Source organism: Stenotrophomonas sp., from assembly GCF_032066555.1.
GTDB lineage: Bacteria > Pseudomonadota > Gammaproteobacteria > Xanthomonadales > Xanthomonadaceae > Stenotrophomonas.
In genome coordinates this window covers 246,721-263,658 of sequence record NZ_DAMBKV010000005.1, presented here as the reverse complement: position 1 = coordinate 263,658, position 16,938 = coordinate 246,721, and the positions used below count along the sequence as shown (strand labels likewise).

Sequence of the window (16,938 nt, the reverse complement as noted above, 5' to 3'; positions counted from 1 at the left end):
CCACGAACCGGAAACCTCTAATTTAGCTTGGCATTGAAATGCGGGGAGTCGACACATGGGGTGCGCATTCTAACGCTCTGCTTGCCGATGGCGGGTTGGTTATTGCGGTGCAGCCTGCTGCAGCTCCACCGTATAGATCACACTGTCCTCGATCCGGCCGTCAACGGCGAACGCGATGGATAGCTGGTCCGGCGCAAGATCGGTGCGGTGAGTGAAACACGTGGCTACACCTTTGGTGCAACTGAAATCCCAAGCTTCACCGCCTGCAACGCGCAGATCGCCCACCGTCGTTCGGTTCGTGATCACCAATCCTTGCAAGGATAGCGGCTGACTGAAGACGTGTAGTGGTTCCAGCTCGGTGCCGGGCGCAGCGACTTCAAAGCCAGCAGCTTCGCGGTCCATATGGTTCAGGACAATGGTGACGATGGTGGCATTGGGGCTTTTGCCGTTGTCGGGGTAGACACGGATGCCAAGCTTGTCCCAAACCAGTACGGTAAGGCCGGGGCTTGGCTGGGTGCTTCGATAGTCTTGGCCCAGCGCTTGTATCCATTCGCTCATCGGTGCGCCGAGATTCATTGCGTTGCCTTGATAGACCAAACCAGTTGGCGTGGTTTCGATCAAAGGTCCTGCGCTGGCAGCTGCGGCGGTAGTTGCTGCCGCAGGAGACTGAGCACGGGAAGATCTCGCATCGCAGCCGACGAGTGCGATACCAAGCGTGGCGGCTGTGAATAGACGTCTGCCGACTTCTTGCCGCGTCACTTGACCTCGTTCTCCTTGCTGAGAATGTCTTTGTAGACGTCTGCGATGTTGTCCCGGCTGCCGTCACTGACGCAACTGTGCGCATGCGCCTGGCTAGAGCTTTGGTGGTGAACGACAGCCTGGTCCGGGCGAGCCCTGTTCAATGAGTAGATCCGCGTTTGATCGCCGTCCAGACGTTGTCCAGGTGTGCCCGAATTTGCGGCAATGCTTTGGCTACGTTCGGATCATCACGGCGTTCGCCACCGAATGGTGGGTCGCCTTCGATCTCCACGAGCGAGTCGCCGTTCACCACAAAGTGTTGCTGATCACCCTGGCGTAGATCGATACGCAGTTGCTGAGGGTCGATGCCTCCTCCGCAGAAACTGTGGGTAGCGAACGTCAGCTCTGCACGGCCATCTGCATCCAGGTCTGTTGCCTGCGTCTGCTCCAGAAAATAGCCGGCGTCAAGATCAAGGCCTTCGCATGAGATGGACTGCTCAACCTGCCAGCGCGAGGTCCATGGCGCGTCAGGGGTAGTGCGAATGAACTGTTCCGCAATCAAGGTGATATGGCCGACGGACTCTTCAGTGGCGTCCTCTTGCAGTGTTTCCTCATTGCGTGAAAGCAGAAGTAGTCCGTGACCATCTTTGTCGTCGAACGCGAGCTGCTTTACAAGCGTGCCTTTGAACATGCGCTTTAGTTGGTCCAGAGGAAAATCGGCGCGTACCTGCACCTTCGCCATGCGCTCCGGCTTCACCGCGGCTACTGCCTTTGCTTTTGAAACTTCTGCTGTGTCAACTGACGTGGGTGAACTACAGCCTGGTGTGGCGAATACCGATAGAAGCGCTACTGCCAACGCTAACAGAGCTGTGTCAGCGCGTATTGCCCCCGGCTTTTTTGGCGACGACGATGCCGAGGGCGGTGTTGAGATCAGCAGCAGCCAGTTCATCGAGCTTGGATTCCTTTAGTTCCTTCTGAGCGAAGGGCAGATAGCTTGTCGGTACGTAATAGCGCAGGGTCGCAGGGTTGAATCGGACGAAGTTGATCTGATCGCTTTGGTTCCCGCCCAATAGAACAGGCCGCTCGCGATCCATCGAATAGACGAAGCCGACGTGCGAAGTTCCTACCAGACCTATTGCGCCATACACGGGTTCGTCGATCTGGCTGAAATTGGTAGTATCTGCGGCGAAGGACCGCGCACGGTAGGGGTACGGCGAAGAAATGGGATAACCCGCGCTGCGTAGGCACCAGTTCACGAACGACGCGCACCAGGCGTTTGAGCTACCCGACAGACTGGTGAATTGCCGTCCGTAGCCTAGTTCGGAATGGAAATTCACAGTCTGGCTGATCTCGTCTTCTTTCTTTCCCGCCCACTTGCTCGCCTGGGTGTAGGCGTGTTCGATCCACGGCGCACGCGTTTGCGAAAAAGGAATGATCGCAATGGGATGGCCTTGGCCTTCCCGGCTACGGGTATCGCGCGCTTGCAAGGCCGGTGCCGGCGCGCTGCGGCTGATCGCTGACGGCGGTGTGCGGGGGCGGGTTCTGATCAACGAAGGAGGGGGTGTGGCTCGCGCGCCAGTCGCATTATCCGCAGCGCGTGTTCCGCCGGAAGTGGGCCTCGCGCCTGCCGGTAGCGTCAGCTTCTGTCCGGGACTGATCCGGTTGGCGTTCCTGATGGAGGGGTTGGCTGCCATCAAAGCCTGCACACTGGTGCCATGTTGATCGGCGATCTTGCCCATCGTGTCGCCAGACCGGACGCTGTATACGAGGGGCTGTGGCTTGGGTGGGGCCGCCGGTCCGGGGTCATTGGCGGCTGTGGTCTGCGGCTTGCCGTAGATCCAAACAACGTGGCCTGGATAGATGCGGTTGGGATTGCGGATCTGGTTGTTTGCTGTCAGCTCGCCGACGGATGTCTTGAATCGCGCCGCGATTGAAGCGAGCGTGTCGCCCGGCTGCACCACGTAGCGCAGGGGAGCACGGCTGACATCGGCAGTACGGGTAGGGTTGTGGGGTTGTGAGTTACCACCAATGGTCATCAGCTGGCGAGCAAAAATCAGCGAGGACGAGGCTTTTTGCAAGGCAAATTCGCCAATTTTTGTGCCGAGCTTGCCGGATTCGTCCAGGAACAGTTCGATCAATTCGCCTGGTTGGCGGGTAACGAAAGTCGGGAGTACACCATTCTGGTTGGTAGAAGCCTTTCTCTCACCCGTGGCGCTGCTGCGAACGATAACGGGGATAGCAGGCAATGGCCTGGCACCGTCTGACAACGTGACCTGAGTGGCGTGAACGATGCGCTCTTTGCGCGAATCAGCATTGGCATTGAAGCCCTCATACTGCTCCATGGCGCCGACCATGCCGTTGAACTGCTCCGGCGTCATATCTTTGATGACGGTGTCGTCAGTAGCACCAGAGCGGTTCCGGACAAACGCCAGGTAGGCAGCAGTATCGTTCTCGTCCTCTGGTGCGTAGACATGCATGGCATCGTGCAATGTCATTTCGTTGTACTTGCGCCGCAGCAAGGCTCGCTTCTCATCCCGTCCGTCTTCAGCAGTCGGAAAGATGGCGAATTTCCCACTTTTGGTGTCGGCCTCGCCGATCATTTTCTGGTACTTGCCGCCGGGCCGCAGGTTGCCTGGATTGTTCAGTAACCAAGCCAGCGTGCCGCCACTGCGGATGAGCTTGTCGCCGGTGTCGGCGGTGAACTCCACGGTCCGAGTTTCCCTGTCGAAAGTTGCGCTGATATAGGTGGTCATCCGGTATCCGCCTATCGATTGGAAATTCTGGTCAACGCCTGCGTGACATTCACGCCCTTTGGAAGCAGTCGGGTGGTGTCGAGCACCCACACCCAGCGTTCTTCATCTGGTTGCTGCTTGAGCAGATAGCGGTACATCTCAACAGTGCTGTCTTCGTCGTACGGCGTTGTCTTGAACTTCAATTGTGCGACGTACAAGGCAACGTCATTTGACTCAACGACTACGCGCGCGTCGCGCAACGGAAAGTCTGCGGTAGCAGTGACTTTGACAAGGAATTCGGTAGGGGGTGCTTCGGAGCTTGGTAGCAGTGGCAGCTGATTCCACACCGCACCATCGGACGCAGGGTGATACTGGAAAGTGTAGACGTGAAAGCTGTGGGCATTGAAATGGCTGACGTAGCCAGAGTTGACGCGCAGGGTGCCTTGGGAGGTTCTGATGTCGGTGTTGCCGGAGGCGTACTGTTGCGCTTGGGCGGCCGGTACCCAGCTCAGGCACAGAAGCATGAGGAGCGAAAATATCTTCATGTGGATGCCGGAGATTCGTTGAGGAGTTCGAGGATCTGCTCTGAAGTGAGCGAGCCGGTGGGTGGGTCGCTTGGCTGGCCAAGGAATGGATCTACGCCTTCGAAGTCAGGGTTGTCACCGTCATTCTCTGGCGGCAAACCTGCACTGGAAGCAATTTTGTCCCAACTATCCTCGCCAACCTGCAATGTCAAAGGGCGACCCAGACCGTCGGCCATGACGCGTGGCAGGCGGCCATCCTCGCCAACGGTGCCGCTGGTAACTTCTTTGCCATCGGCATCGTTGATGCGGAACGGTTTGCCTTTCCAGCCCAGGTCCGCGGCCAACGCATCACTGCCTTCCAGAGCGAAACGTAGGCTTTCCTTGAACGCGAAAAGGCCGGCGGGAAGTGCCGGCAAGGCCGGTGCATCGCTGCTGCCGCCCAGGAATGGATGCTCGCCCGCCTTGACCTTGAACTCCCCAGGGCAGCTGAAGGTGATATCGCCACCTTCCAGGGTGATTGCGCTGCTGCCTGCCTGCAGGACCACCTTGCTCTTGGCGAGTACATCGATGCGCTGGTCGGTGGCGGTGATGGTAATGGCCTGGTCGGCCAGCAGTTCCAGTTCGCCGTCGTTGGCCTGCAGGCTGACGGGGCCGTTGGCAGCAATCAACCGCACCGGGCCGGCTTGCGCGAACAGCGAAACCTGGCCGCCGGAGACCGCAGCGATGGTTTCCCCGCTGCTGGCGTGCAGGTCTTGTTGTACGGTCAATTGCAGGTTCTGCCCGGCGAACGCAATCGCGCTTGCGGGTGTCGTCCAGGCAATGTGATTTGGTGCTTCAGCGAGCAATAGCGGCTTGGCAAAGCGCTCAACCGCTTGCTCACCGGGTGTACGGCCATCGCTGGGCTTGAACTGGGACTGGCCATTCACTACGCCTTGGAAGCGGCCGTCCACGCTGGGATCGATCTGCTCGCGCAACTGACCAGTGTGCTGCCACGCGTTGAGGCCCGGGACCTGCTGTTGCTGCAGTGTCTGCTGCATCTGCTCCAGGCTGCGTTCGGCACCCCTGAGCTGGGCAATGACCTCGGCATTGTCCATCACCGTTGACGCTGCGCGCTCCTGGGTACTGGCGGACAACAGCAAGCCCTCGGCTGCATGCACATTGCCCCAGCCCTGCGTCGCCAGTTCAAAACCTTCGCCACGCAATGCGCCGCGCTCCGTGTTCTGATGTTGGATCAGGTAGCCCAGTTCAAGCCGGCTGTCGGCAAGTGAACTGTGCAGGCGTGTGCGTAGCTGGCCGGGGGTGTCGTCGATCAGCCACTGCTGGCTCCCGCTGCCATCGTGCGCTTGTGTATGCAGCCCGCTGAGTACACCTGGATGCTTTGCGTTGTCGTCAATGCCGCCGCCAAAGGGAGGCGCAACATTGCCGTTGTACAACTGGCCGGTGATGCGCGGCTGATCGATGTCGCCGTGCAGGAATTCCACCAGTACTTCGCTGCCGATGCGGGGAAGAAAGGCGGTACCCCAGTTGGGGCCGGCAATCCATTCGGCGACGGACACCCAGCTGCCGCTGGATTGGTCGCCGGGCGCGTGGCCGGCTTGGGCGCTGCCGGTTTCGCTCAATCCGCCGGCGTTCGGGGCGCTGCCACGCTGCCAGCCGAACTGGACGCGCACCTGGTGTTCGCGGTTGGGAGTGAGTGCAGCATCAGCGATGCCAACCACGCGGGCGGTCTGCGGGCCGTGCAGGGTAGGGCGGTCATGCGGTAGCGCACGCACCGGCACACTGGCCGCGGTCGCGATGAAGTTGTTGCGATAGCTGCCGCGCTCCAGGGCGGTATCGCCAAGCAGCTCGGCAATGCCGCTTTCCAGGTTGTTCACGGCGGCGTGGGCGACGACCAGCACCTGGAACTGGCTGCCCTCATGTTGCGGGTGCTGGGTCAGGTTGAAACGTGCGCCCGCCGCCATGCGGCGTTCGCTGCTGCTGCCGTTATGCAGCAGTTGGGCAACCTGCAACGCGTCCAGTCGCGCCTGGGCCTCGTTCTGCGCCCAGGTGGACTCGTTGAAGCGGCCAGCCCGCGGCTGCACATACACTTCCAGCGGCGGAACGTCACCGCTTTGTGCGTTGGCTTGCCCTGCAATCGCGTTGAGTTTGTCGGCATGCCAACTGGCAACGGTACTGCTGTTGGGAACCAGCTGTTGCTGCTCGCTGAAGCCGGTTATGCCGTCACTGGATTCGCTGGCGGCAATGCGATGAAAGCGGATGTTGCCGAGGTCAGGCAATTCGGCCTGAGGCTCAAACACCACGAAGGTATGTGCGCCATCGCCGTCCTGGGTTTGCTCGATGCGCCAGGCCAAGCCAGTTTCAGCCAATAGCCGACTGATGAATTCCCAATCGCTCTCGCGGTATTGCGTGGTGATCGGGCGCTGTGGCAAGGCGGCTTCGATATCGAAGCGATAGGACGCCTGTGGGTAATCATCAAAAATCTGCCCGCAGATCGCGCGTACATCCAGGTCCTGGAAGATCACCGCGTTGCGGCGCAAGCGTAGCAGTGCCGTCCACGGTTCGAGCGTGAGCTGGTAGCGGGCAAGGCCACCGTCGCTGCCCAGCTGCGCCACGTCGGTACACAAGCCGTGCCACTGTCGCGGCGACCCGTCCGGCAGCTGAAGCTGCAGGGTCAGTGGCTGTTCCAGCCAACCATCTGTCTCCAGGTACGCGTCGGTGCAGAGGCAGTCGATCTGCAGCCGCGTGACGCCGCACAGGGCCTCCTGGCCCTCGAAGCGCTCAACCACCAGGCCCTCATGCGGGGCCTGCAGTTTGATCAGACGATTCTGGTGTGACAGCGCGGCGAGCGCGGCAGACAACGAGGAGCTCGGGATGTCCATATCGACAGGCTCATGGCAAGGTGATCGTGATGTGTGCAGTGCGCTCGGGCATTTGCACGACGTTGTTGTAGGCCGCCAACTGCTGGCGGGTATCGTGACCCATGTAGGTGCGCAGGCCGATGAAGGCCAGCACGCCGAAGCAACCAACAACTGCGGCTGGCAACCACAACGGGATGACCCGGCGCAGCTGGTTCCGGATATTGTCCGGTGGCAATGCATGCGGGGCGAAGCCGTGGCGTTTGCCCTTGAGGTAGACGATCTCATCGCCAAGTCGCGCGGTGAGATAACCGAGCTTCTCTGTACCTTCCAGGCGATACTTGCCTTCGAAGCCCATCAGCAGGCAGTAGTGGTACACCTCCAGTGACGGCAGGCGTGGACCACCCTGGCGGCGCAACTCCTCAAGCTTGTCGAAGAAATGCTCGCCGGCAAGATGCTCGCCGAACATGCGCAACTGCAGCGGGCTGCGTTCCCATACTTCATGCAGTGGCGAAGGCTGGGAGAGGATGGCTTCGTCCACCGCAGCGCAGAACGCATACTTGGAGGCATATACGTCCTCTGCTGCGATCCCAAGGCGCATTGCATTGCGTTCGACGCCGTCGAGGAACTTCTGCACGGTCTGCACGAAGCCCTCGGCGTCGTTGGGCAACTGCCCGCGCTTCAGTAACAACAGCAGGTAGAAACCATCGGACATCAGATCCTGCAGGCTTTGCGGAGCCGCCGTGATCGGAGTGCTGTTGGCCATGGCCGCATTGCCGGTCAGTGACGGCATCGGGCCCGGGGTGGGAGGCAGGTGTGAATTCATCAGGTGGTCACCGCAACGAGTTCCAGTTTCAGGTCGGCAATGCCGGCCGGGACGTAGATCATCAGCGACTGCGATTTGAGCATGCGCTCGTACAGCGCGCCGCGCGGATCAATTTCGAAATAGTGACTGCCAGGCCGTACCGGAATAGCGGCCGGTACCTGCGCGGCGTGGGTGAGCTTCACGCCGGGCAGCGCAGAAAGAACGCATTTCTCCACATCATCCGGTGCGCCGATCTTGAAGCGGATCGGGACGGTCTGGATGAGGTCCTGCGCCGGCATGGAAGCCGACACGGACAGATAGAACGACGCTTCGCCGTCGATGCGCTGCGAATCGAGCCGGCCAAGATGATAGGACGGCTTGATCTCGTTCAGCGCGATCTTGAAATAACGCGTGGAGATCACCGTCTCAAGCAGGGCGCGTACGATTTCCAGCAGCTTGCGGAACGAGGCTTCCGGCTGGTCGTGGCGATACACCGGAAGATCGTTCAACTGATAGGTGTTGGAGAAGGTGAGCAGGGCGCCGGCCATGCGCAGCAATTCCTGGTGCAGGCGCTCCGGGTGCAGCTGCGGGTGATGCAGCAGATGCGCCAGGGCACTGAACGACGAGTTGATCGTATGCAGCAGCCAGAACGAGGCGATATCGCCTGAGCGGAATTCGATGATGTTCTGCGAGGTCTGCCGATGCAGGCCGTACAGCGCATCCACCTTGGCCTGCAACGCATCCAGCACCGAGCGCAGCTCGCGATGCAGGAAGGGGGAGGCCTGCAGCTGTGCGCACGGCGGGATGAATTCATCATCAAGCTCGAAGCCGCCGCTTGACGTGCGGCGCACGCGTGCAACCGGTACGGTGGTGTAGGCGTCCTTGGGCTGATCGTCGGTGAGCAGCTTCACCGCCTTGCTGAGGTAAGCCAGCTCAGCCTCGGCCGCATCGGTGAACAAGTCATCCGAAACCCGGTTGGCTTGCCGGTAACGCGCGAGCACACTGCCCTCGGCGTCGGCGCAATTGCGACCATCATCACGCAACAGCGGTAATGCGAGATACACAATCGTCGCCTGTACCCCCGCTGGCAGGTCCTGCAGCGACACAGCGTCGGGCAGGCTGTCATGCACCGGCGCGTCGTAGCTCTCACCGTCGGGGAACACTGCGGACAGGTCCAGCGGTCGCAAGGTTCCACCGGTCAACGCATGCGGATCGAAACGTACACGCCTTGTGCCCCAGGCATAGGGGTGCAGCGTCTGGGACAGGTCCTGCAGACGTGCCTCGTGATAGGCGTCCTGACGCTGGAAGTGCTGTGGGCGCAGGAACAAACCTTCACCCCATAAAACCTTCGACATCCTGCTTACGTAAGCCACATTTCAATCCTTGGAAATCCTGTCGGCGCGTTGCATCCAGCATGCTGCTCAAGCCGCTTGATTCGCGTTGTTGGCAGCTTTGCAGCGTGATGTGAAAACTCCATTCACATCATGATTTTCATCACAGCTTGTGGTGCGAACGCAAAAGATACTAGCGCATGCCTGCGCTGCAATGTTGAGGTTGCCGCAAAAATGCGTGCTGTTCAGCGGGCGCCGGCACAACGCACCGAGGCCAAACTGCCGGGGTCCCCGGAGATGCGTGAGCTCAACGCACTGCTATCGGTAGTGAGTGCGCAGGCGTGGACACCAATGGTTATGCCATCGCTGGGCAGGTTCTTCGTGCGCGCGTCAAAGGCCATGCGCCAACGGTTCTCGGCCGGGGAGCGAAAAAGCGCAACGACGCCAATCACAGCGGTGCCATCGCTTAGTTGTTCGGACAATTCCTGCCGTACACCCGGTGTCAGTACTACTTCGTTGACCGATAGCAGATCCGCTCCCAGTGCGGCCTGTTCGCCGGCCTGGTCGAGGAATGCATTGAAGGTGGCCTGCTCGAAACGCTGTGCACTGCGCAGGTGATAGATCTTGAGAACCGCAGCGCTGGCGCGCTTGTCATTGCCTGCATTGAGATTGGTCCCGGCGTAGATTTTCAGCGGAACTACCGGAGGTTTCTCAGGCTTGGCTTCACGCAGGCCAACTGCTTGCAGTGTACTGTCCATGGCCTTGCCCAGTTTGCTGCCGGAAGCACAGCCACCTAACCCGATGGTGCTAACAAGGATGAAAGTTGGGAGTGAAACCACACGCAAAAGTTTGCTCATGTACGCATTCATTTAGTGATGGGCGCCAAGAAAACAACGGGTGAACGATGACATCTGGTTGCGAGTGCAACACGGCGATGTGAAGGAAATGTTCAGAACAAACAGATCGCGATTTCGAAAATGACTATACCGGCGCGCATTCCCGAATGTACACTGCCGCCGCTGGGACTGGATTCCCGCGAGTTGTATCGGCGGAAATGCGGCTCCCTTTAGGAACTTATTTCGACGAAGGAATCACTATGGATGTGAAGGTGTTTGGGGCGGCAACACGTCGTTCGATTTTGGCGTTGGCACTGGTGTCGGGGTTGGGCGCATGTGCATCCACGCCGAAGAAGGCAGCACAAGTTCCTTTCGATGTAACGCTGGCCAATGCCGAGGCGCAGGTGTCGACGGCAGGTGCCGATGCAGCGATCAGCGCATTTGAGCTCGCTGCGAAAGCCGATCCCACGCGCAAGGAGCCGTGGGTACGTATCGCCCAGCTGCAGTTCGACCAGAACCGCTATGCACGCGCGATCGTGGCAGCGGAAGAAGTGCTGCAACGCGATCCCGATGATCTTGTCGCCGACGGCGTGCTGACTGTCGCCGGCTTCCGTATCGCCAATGAGTCGTTGCAGCGCCTGGATGGGCGCGGCGCGCTGGCCTCGGAAACCGCACAGCGCGAAGCACAGACCCTGGTCACAACGCTGCGCTCCACCATGGGCGACGCCATTCTTGAAACCGGCAAGCCGAAGCCGCGCGCCACGCGACAGGCTACGCGTTCCACCGCCGCCGGGCGCCGCGCTACGCCGCCGGCAGCTGCCCAGCCTGCACCGGCGCGTCCGGCACGCGACAACGGCGCCGATCCCTTCCAGAACATTGGCAATTAAGCCGGATCAACAGGACCAGTCAGGAGACACCCATGGCCAAGAAGGACAGCGTTCAAAAGCGGCTACAGAAGATCCGGCCGCCGCGCGTGCAGCTTACTTATGACGTAGAGAAGGGCGACGCGATCGAGCAGAAAGAGCTGCCGTTTGTGGTTGGTGTGATGGGTGACTTCAGTGGCACGCCGGAAAACCCGCTCCCCAAGGTCAAGGATCGCAAGTTCGTCAACGTCGACCTCGACAACTTCGACGAAGTGATGGAAGCCGCCGGTCCGCGCGCGGTCTATCGCGTGCCGAACAAGATCAGCGAGAGCGGCGGCGAGTTCGGCGTGGAGTTGAAGTTCAACTCGATCGAGGATTTCCGCCCTGAATCCGTGGTCCAGCAGATCGATCCGCTGCGCCGCCTGCTGGAGTCGCGCACCAAGCTGGCCGATCTGCGCAACAAGTTGGCGGGCAATGAAAAGCTCGAGGACCTGTTGACGGATGTGCTCAACAACACCGAGCAACTCAAGAAGCTCGGCGCGGCGAAGGAGGAATAAGCGATGGCATCTGAAGCCACACAGCTGGCCGCGCAGGAAGCGGTCACCGAAGAGATCGATCTTCTCGACCAGATCGTTGAAAAGAGCAAGGTTGCCAAGTCGCGCACGGAGCACGAGCGTGCCAAGGACATCATCTCCGCGCTGGCGCAGGAGGTCATGGACGGCACGGTGGTGGTGTCGGACAACCTCAACCTGACCCTTGATGCGCGCATCGCCGAGATCGACCGGATCATTTCCGAGCAGCTCAGCGCGGTGATGCATGCCCAGGAATTCCAGGCGCTGGAAGGCAGCTGGCGCGGCCTGCACTACCTGTGCTCGCAGACCTCCACTGGGCCGAACATGAAGATCAAGGTCTTCAATTCGCCGAAGAAGGACCTGGTCAAGGACTTCAAGTCCGCGATTGATTTCGACCAGAGCGCACTGTTCAAGAAGGTCTACGAAGAAGAGTTCGGCACCTTCGGTGGTGCGCCGTTCGGCGCGCTGATCGGCGACTATTACCTCGGTCGTCAGCCGGAAGACATGTACTTCATCGAGCAGATGTCGCATGTGGCTGCTGCCGCACACGCGCCGTTCCTGTCTGCTGCCAGCGAAGGCATGTTCGGTCTGGAGTCGTTTACTGACCTGGGCAAGCCACGCGACCTGGCCAAGGTGTTCGACACGGTTGAGTACGCCAAGTGGAAGTCGTTCCGCGAGAGCGAGGACAGCCGCTACGTCGGCCTGACGCTGCCGCGTTTCCTCGGCCGCCTGCCGTACAACCCCAAGGATGGCACCACGGTCGAGGGCTTCAACTTCGTCGAGGAGATCGAAGCCGCGGATCACAGCAAGTTCCTGTGGTGCAACACCGCCTATGCGGCGGGTGCACGCCTTACCCAGGCGTTCGAAAGCTACGGCTGGTGTGCTGCGATTCGTGGCGTTGAAGGTGGTGGTCTGGTCGAGGATCTGCCGACCCACACCTTCCGTACCGATGACGGTGAGGTGGCGCTGAAGTGCCCGACCGAAGTGGCCATCACCGATCGTCGTGAGAAAGAGCTCAGCGACCTCGGCTTCATGCCGCTTGTTCACTGTAAAAATACCGACTACGCCGCATTTTTTGGCGCGCAGTCGGCACAGAAGCCGAAGAAGTACAACACCGATTCGGCCAATGCCAACGCGATCCTGTCTGCGCAGCTGCAGTACATTTTCGCGGTTTCGCGCATCGCTCACTACCTCAAGGCGATGATGCGCGAAAAGATCGGCAGCTTTGCCTCCGCGGGCAACGTCGAGGAATTCCTGAATCGTTGGATCGCCCAGTACGTATTGCTGGACGACAACGCCAGCCAGGAAGCCAAGGCGCAGTTCCCGTTGCGCGAAGCGTCTGTGCAGGTTTCGGAAGTGCCGGGCAAGCCCGGTGTCTACCGCGCGGTGGCCTTTATCAGGCCGCATTTCCAGCTCGATGAGCTGTCTGTTTCGTTGCGACTGGTCGCCGAATTGCCGGCGTCCGCGAAAAAGTCGTGATGTTTTGATGTTGCTGTAGCGTCGGGTAGGGACCTCGGTCCCTTCCTCGCGGTGGCGCACATTTCTAGAGGGCGAAGCCCCCCTCAACCGCCAGGCCCCCGCCTGGCAAACAATCTCACGGAAGAACGGAATTTAGGAGACCAGATATGCAGCACGCTTTTCTTTCCATTGACACCATCAAGGGTGAGTCGCACGACGACAAGCACAAGGATTGGATTGAAATCCAGTCTTTCTCGCAGGACCTGCTGCAGCCGCGTTCGGCGACTGCTTCCACCTCCGGTGGTACCACGGCAGCCCGCGTGAACCTGTCGCCGATCGAAATCATCAAGTCGATCGACCTCGCATCCACGGCACTTAACCAGGCCGCTGCAAACGGCACCACCTTCCCCAAGGCACGCGTTGAGTTCATGCGCGCTGACAAGGACGGCAACGCGATCAATTACTACCTGGTCGAGCTGCTGAACGTGCTGGTACACCGCGTCACCACTACGGTTGACAAGGAAGGTATGCCGCAGGAAGTGGTGCAGTTGAGCTTTGGTGCCATCAAGTGGACTTACCAGCAGCAGAAGCCGGAAGGCGGCGTTGGTGGCAAGACCGTGGCGCAGTGGAGCGCAACCAAGAACATCCCGAACTACACCGTTTGATGATGTGTTCTGCGATGGCGCGTCATGCGCCATCGCAGTCTCAATCCCGGCAAGGCCAGGAAAGGCCCTGCAGTTGCATCGCTGCCGTAACGCACGGATGCCCAGCTACCGGAAACAACGATGAAGGGACTCGAACCCAGCCTGTTGGAAAAACTGTTTGACGATAATCCGCGCAGTGCGGGTGCCGGGCCGATCTTCAAGTCCGTATCGCTGGAACAGTACAAGGAATCCATCGCACGAGACCTGGAGGGGCTGCTGAACTCGCGCGCCGCATTCCAGGAGAGCGATATGGCCGAGTTCCCCAATTGCCGCCAGTCGCTGCTGACCTATGGGCTGGGCGATTTCTCGGCAATGAGCCTGGCCAACGCCTACGACCGCTCCGCCATTTGTCGCTCGCTGGAGCAGGCCGTTGGCCGTCATGAGCGCCGCTTGAAGAATGTCAGTGTGCAGCTCGATGCTGGCAAGCAGTTCGCCGGCGGGCTGCATTTCACCATTCATGCGCTGCTGGACCTCGAGCCTGCGCGTGAACCGGTAAGTTTCGACGCAATGCTGCAGCCGTCCACATTGCAGTATCAGGTCACCCGCGCCCGTCGCACGCAACAGGCGCTCTGATGCAGGATCTGCTGCCCTTTTATGAGCGTGAACTCGCCTACCTGCGTCGCTACGGGCGCGAGTTCGCCGAGCGTTATCCCAAGATCGCCGGTCGCCTGCAGTTGTCTGCCGATGGCAGCCAGGATCCGCATGTCGAACGCCTGATCGAGGCCTTCGCGCTGCTGACCGCGCGCGTGTCCAAGCGTATCGACGACGACTACCCGGAGTTCACCGATGCGCTGCTGGACGTGCTTTACCCGCACTACCTGCGACCATTCCCGGCCTGCTCGATTGCCTACTTCGACATGGAAGGGGTGGCGTCCAAGCTGAGCGCGCCGGTGCGGATTCCACGTGGTACGTCGTTGCAGAGCAGGGCGGTTCGCGGTGTGCCCTGTGATTTCCGCACCAGCTATGACGTTGTGCTTGCGCCGATCAGCATTGCCTCCGTTGCGTATCGCGCGGTGGCCGATGCACCCATGGCAACGGCGTTGCCGGCGGGGAGCGGTGCGCAGATTTCGCTGGGATTCCAGCTGCTGTCCGATCAGCTTGGCTTCGGCCAGCTGGGCACCGACAAGCTGCGCTTGTTCCTCGATGGCGAGCCGTCGGTACGCGCAGCCTTGCGTGATGCCTTGCTGCTCGGTGTAAAAGCGGCCTATGTTGAATCCGATGGTGATGGGCGTTGGCGTCGTCTGGAATCCGTGCCGATCACCCCGGTGGGCTTTGCTGACAGCGAGGCATTGATCGACTTCCCGGCCCGTTCGCATCCCGCCTATCGACTGCTCACCGAATTGTTCGGTTACCCGGAAAAGTTCGGCTTCGTTGACCTTGATCTTGCCACCAGCAGTGTTGGCGCCAGCCGTCGCTTCACCTTGCACCTGATCCTGCCGGCGGGCCAACAGGAACGCGCCAATGCAATGGTGCTGGAAGACATAGGCCTGCATAACGTGCGGCTGGGCTGCACGCCCATTGTCAACCTGTTCAAGATCAATGGTGAGCCTATCCGGGTCACCCATCGCACGGTGAATTATCCTGTCCTGGCGGACGCGCGCCGCGCATTTGCCTACGAAGTGCATTCCATCGATTCGGTGCACCGTATCCGCCAGACGCCACAAGGGGAGGCGATTCACGAATTCCGGCCGTTCTATTCGCTGCATCATGGCGAGGACCCGGACCGCACCGGCCAATACTGGGTGGCCCGCCGTGACGAGAACATCGCGCGCGAGAGCCCGGGCTTCGAGATGGAGATCAGCTTCGTTGACCTGTCCTTTAATCCGGTGTTGCCGCAGACCGATACCGTCAGTCTTGAGCTGACCTGCAGCAATCGTGATCTGCCGCATCAGCTTGCCCATGGCGTGACCGGCGGTGATCTGAGCATCGAGGGAGGCAGCACGGCCAAGGCGATCACCCTGCTGCGCAAGCCGACCCGACCGCTGCGTTTCCGTCACGGCCGCAGTGCGCAATGGCGGTTGATATCGCACCTCTCGCTGAACCAGTTGTCGCTGAGTGGAAGCGGGCTGGCCGCGCTCAAGGAGATGCTGCGTTTGTACGATTTGTCCGGCAGCAATGTGTCCGCGCGGCAGGTGGATGGCATCCTCGCGCTGGAGCAGGTGCCGGCAACGACCTGGATGTCCGGTCGCCAGTTCGCCTCCGTCGTGCGTGGCCTGGAGATTCGCCTGACCATCAACGAGGCCCATTTCGTCGGTACCGGCGTGGCCGCGTTCGCGCAGGTGATGGATCATTTCTTCGCACTGTATGTGCACGCCAATAGTTTCACCCGACTGGTGCTGATTTCCGGCGACAGCGGGGAGGAGATCGTCCGATGCCAAGCGCGCAGCGGCGAATCGATCCTGGCGTAGCGCAGCAGCTGCTCGCCCAGCCGCACCGCTTCGAATTTTTCCAGGCGGTGCGGTTGCTTGAGCAGGTGTTCGAGCGGCAAGGCGTCAAGTCGGGCCAGGCCATCCCGATGCGGGTGCGCTTCCGCAACAACCTGTCGCTGGGTTTCCCGGCTACCGAGTTGTCAGCTGACGGAGAGGTGTACTCGCTGGCCGGCGATCGCCTGCAGGAGCCCGGGGCCATTGACCAGGCCTTGTCCGCCGAGACCCTGGGCGAGGTGCACCTGACCCCGCAGTTCATGGGCTTGCTGGGTACGGCCGGTGCACTTCCGCTGCATTACACCGAGACCCTGCAGGTTCGCGAGCTGTATGAGCGCGACCGTACCGCGCGCGCGTTCCTGGATATCTTTTCAACCCGTGCCGTAGCGCTGCACTACGCGGCGTGGAAGAAGCATCGGCTGGCGCTGCAGTACGAGCTGGATCGACGTGAGCGCTTCCTGCCGTTGGTGCTGTCGCTGCTCGGCATGGGCATGCATGAGTTGCGCGACCGCCTGCATGACGGCGAAGGCGACATCTTCGATCAGGCCGTGGCGTACTACGCCGGTGCGATCCGGCAGCGGCCGGTATCGGCGGCGCTGATGCAGCGCGTGCTTTCCGACTATTTCCAGGTTCCGCTTGAAGTGGAGCAGTTTGTCGGTGCCTGGTACCGCGTGCCGGCGGGACAGGCGACCCGACTGGGACAAGCCAACGCCGTGCTTGGCGCGAGTGCGCTGGCGGGTGATCGTGTCTGGCAGCGTGATCTGCGCCTGCGGCTGCGCATAGGCCCGCTTTCAAAGAAAGCGTTTGATGACTTCCTGCCCGGTGGCAATGCGGCCTTGGCCTTGGCCAAGTGGTTGGCCTTGCTGACCGGCGGGACGCTTGAGTATGAGGTGCGGCTGGTGCTGCGTGCCGAGGATGTCCAAGGCAGCGCACTGGGAAATGGCGCGCGCTTGGGTTGGGACAGCTATATGTGCACACGTGGGCAATCTGCCTCCCGCGATGACACCACCTATGGCATCCATACATTGCAATGACGAGGCGCCGGTGGCGACAACGCTGCCGGTATTTGAACGGTTTCAGCAGGGAGTGCGTGGTTC

The 16,938-nt window shown here is 60.6% G+C and carries 15 protein-coding genes; 7 read left to right on the top strand and 8 right to left on the bottom strand.

Annotated features, from left to right (window positions below; genetic code table 11):
• Positions 1-99 precede the first annotated feature (99 nt).
• The 8 genes from RT131_RS09350 to tssJ form a co-directional block, all read right to left on the bottom strand.
• Positions 100-759, bottom strand: coding sequence for a hypothetical protein (locus RT131_RS09350; protein ID WP_313172287.1), 660 nt, complete (start codon positions 757-759; stop codon positions 100-102).
• Between the two features lie 139 nt (positions 760-898).
• Positions 899-1,687 (bottom strand): hypothetical protein, encoded by a 789-nt coding sequence (locus tag RT131_RS09345; RefSeq protein WP_313172285.1) that lies wholly within the window; start codon positions 1,685-1,687, stop codon positions 899-901.
• Complete coding sequence (locus RT131_RS09340) at positions 1,611-3,491, bottom strand: TIGR02594 family protein (protein ID WP_313172283.1); 1,881 nt, start codon at positions 3,489-3,491, stop codon at positions 1,611-1,613. Before RT131_RS09340 ends, RT131_RS09345 begins: the two co-directional genes overlap by 77 nt.
• 11 nt (positions 3,492-3,502) lie before the next feature.
• A complete protein-coding gene (locus RT131_RS09335) occupies positions 3,503-4,015 on the bottom strand; it encodes a hypothetical protein (RefSeq protein WP_313172281.1) in 513 nt (170 codons plus the stop codon).
• On the bottom strand, positions 4,012-6,873 hold the full coding sequence (locus RT131_RS09330) for a type VI secretion system Vgr family protein (protein ID WP_313172279.1): 2,862 nt from the start codon (positions 6,871-6,873) through the stop codon (positions 4,012-4,014). The genes RT131_RS09335 and RT131_RS09330 overlap by 4 nt, the downstream gene beginning before the upstream one ends.
• Positions 6,874-6,883: 10 nt before the next feature.
• A complete protein-coding gene (locus RT131_RS09325) occupies positions 6,884-7,675 on the bottom strand; it encodes a DotU family type IV/VI secretion system protein (RefSeq protein ID WP_313172277.1) in 792 nt (263 codons plus the stop codon).
• On the bottom strand, positions 7,675-9,009 hold the full coding sequence (gene tssK / locus RT131_RS09320) for a type VI secretion system baseplate subunit TssK (RefSeq protein ID WP_313172275.1): 1,335 nt from the start codon (positions 9,007-9,009) through the stop codon (positions 7,675-7,677). The genes RT131_RS09325 and tssK overlap by 1 nt, the downstream gene beginning before the upstream one ends.
• Before the next feature lie 221 nt (positions 9,010-9,230).
• The gene (tssJ, locus tag RT131_RS09315) at positions 9,231-9,842 is read right to left on the bottom strand and encodes a type VI secretion system lipoprotein TssJ (RefSeq protein ID WP_313172273.1); all 612 of its coding nucleotides are present in this window, start codon (positions 9,840-9,842) and stop codon (positions 9,231-9,233) included.
• A gap of 239 nt (positions 9,843-10,081) precedes the next feature.
• Between tssJ and RT131_RS09310 the strand changes: the two genes are divergently transcribed.
• From RT131_RS09310 to tssG, 7 genes are all read left to right on the top strand, one after another.
• Positions 10,082-10,708 (top strand): tetratricopeptide repeat protein, encoded by a 627-nt coding sequence (locus tag RT131_RS09310; protein WP_313172272.1) that lies wholly within the window; start codon positions 10,082-10,084, stop codon positions 10,706-10,708.
• A 32-nt stretch (positions 10,709-10,740) separates the two neighbouring features.
• Positions 10,741-11,241: a type VI secretion system contractile sheath small subunit gene (gene tssB, locus RT131_RS09305; protein WP_313172269.1), complete on the top strand. Its 501-nt coding sequence runs from the start codon at positions 10,741-10,743 to the stop codon at positions 11,239-11,241.
• 3 nt (positions 11,242-11,244) lie between these two features.
• A complete protein-coding gene (gene tssC, locus RT131_RS09300) occupies positions 11,245-12,735 on the top strand; it encodes a type VI secretion system contractile sheath large subunit (RefSeq protein ID WP_313172267.1) in 1,491 nt (496 codons plus the stop codon).
• A 146-nt stretch (positions 12,736-12,881) separates the two neighbouring features.
• Positions 12,882-13,379 (top strand): type VI secretion system tube protein Hcp, encoded by a 498-nt coding sequence (locus RT131_RS09295; RefSeq protein WP_057628616.1) that lies wholly within the window; start codon positions 12,882-12,884, stop codon positions 13,377-13,379.
• Between the two features lie 120 nt (positions 13,380-13,499).
• The gene (tssE, locus tag RT131_RS09290; RefSeq protein WP_313172264.1) at positions 13,500-13,991 is read left to right on the top strand and encodes a type VI secretion system baseplate subunit TssE; all 492 of its coding nucleotides are present in this window, start codon (positions 13,500-13,502) and stop codon (positions 13,989-13,991) included.
• Entirely contained in the window at positions 13,991-15,826 is a 1,836-nt protein-coding gene (tssF, locus tag RT131_RS09285; protein WP_313172262.1) for a type VI secretion system baseplate subunit TssF, read from the top strand. The genes tssE and tssF overlap by 1 nt, the downstream gene beginning before the upstream one ends.
• Positions 15,790-16,875: a type VI secretion system baseplate subunit TssG gene (tssG, locus tag RT131_RS09280; protein ID WP_313172259.1), complete on the top strand. Its 1,086-nt coding sequence runs from the start codon at positions 15,790-15,792 to the stop codon at positions 16,873-16,875. Before tssF ends, tssG begins: the two co-directional genes overlap by 37 nt.
• Positions 16,876-16,938: the final 63 nt, after the last annotated feature.

What these genes read in the sequence shown, in the direction of transcription:
- RT131_RS09295 (WP_057628616.1), top strand. Translation starts at nt 12,882, where the DNA reads ATGCAGCACGCTTTTCTTTCCATTGACACCATCAAGGGTGAGTCGCAC.
- tssG (WP_313172259.1), top strand. Translation starts at nt 15,790, where the DNA reads ATGCCAAGCGCGCAGCGGCGAATCGATCCTGGCGTAGCGCAGCAGCTG.
- RT131_RS09340 (WP_313172283.1), bottom strand. Translation starts at nt 3,491, where the DNA reads ATGACCACCTATATCAGCGCAACTTTCGACAGGGAAACTCGGACCGTG.
- tssF (WP_313172262.1), top strand. Translation starts at nt 13,991, where the DNA reads ATGCAGGATCTGCTGCCCTTTTATGAGCGTGAACTCGCCTACCTGCGT.
- tssC (WP_313172267.1), top strand. Translation starts at nt 11,245, where the DNA reads ATGGCATCTGAAGCCACACAGCTGGCCGCGCAGGAAGCGGTCACCGAA.
- RT131_RS09335 (WP_313172281.1), bottom strand. Translation starts at nt 4,015, where the DNA reads ATGAAGATATTTTCGCTCCTCATGCTTCTGTGCCTGAGCTGGGTACCG.
- tssB (WP_313172269.1), top strand. Translation starts at nt 10,741, where the DNA reads ATGGCCAAGAAGGACAGCGTTCAAAAGCGGCTACAGAAGATCCGGCCG.
- RT131_RS09310 (WP_313172272.1), top strand. Translation starts at nt 10,082, where the DNA reads ATGGATGTGAAGGTGTTTGGGGCGGCAACACGTCGTTCGATTTTGGCG.
- tssE (WP_313172264.1), top strand. Translation starts at nt 13,500, where the DNA reads ATGAAGGGACTCGAACCCAGCCTGTTGGAAAAACTGTTTGACGATAAT.
- RT131_RS09325 (WP_313172277.1), bottom strand. Translation starts at nt 7,675, where the DNA reads ATGAATTCACACCTGCCTCCCACCCCGGGCCCGATGCCGTCACTGACC.
- RT131_RS09345 (WP_313172285.1), bottom strand. Translation starts at nt 1,687, where the DNA reads ATGAACTGGCTGCTGCTGATCTCAACACCGCCCTCGGCATCGTCGTCG.
- tssJ (WP_313172273.1), bottom strand. Translation starts at nt 9,842, where the DNA reads ATGAGCAAACTTTTGCGTGTGGTTTCACTCCCAACTTTCATCCTTGTT.
- tssK (WP_313172275.1), bottom strand. Translation starts at nt 9,009, where the DNA reads ATGTCGAAGGTTTTATGGGGTGAAGGTTTGTTCCTGCGCCCACAGCAC.
- RT131_RS09330 (WP_313172279.1), bottom strand. Translation starts at nt 6,873, where the DNA reads ATGGACATCCCGAGCTCCTCGTTGTCTGCCGCGCTCGCCGCGCTGTCA.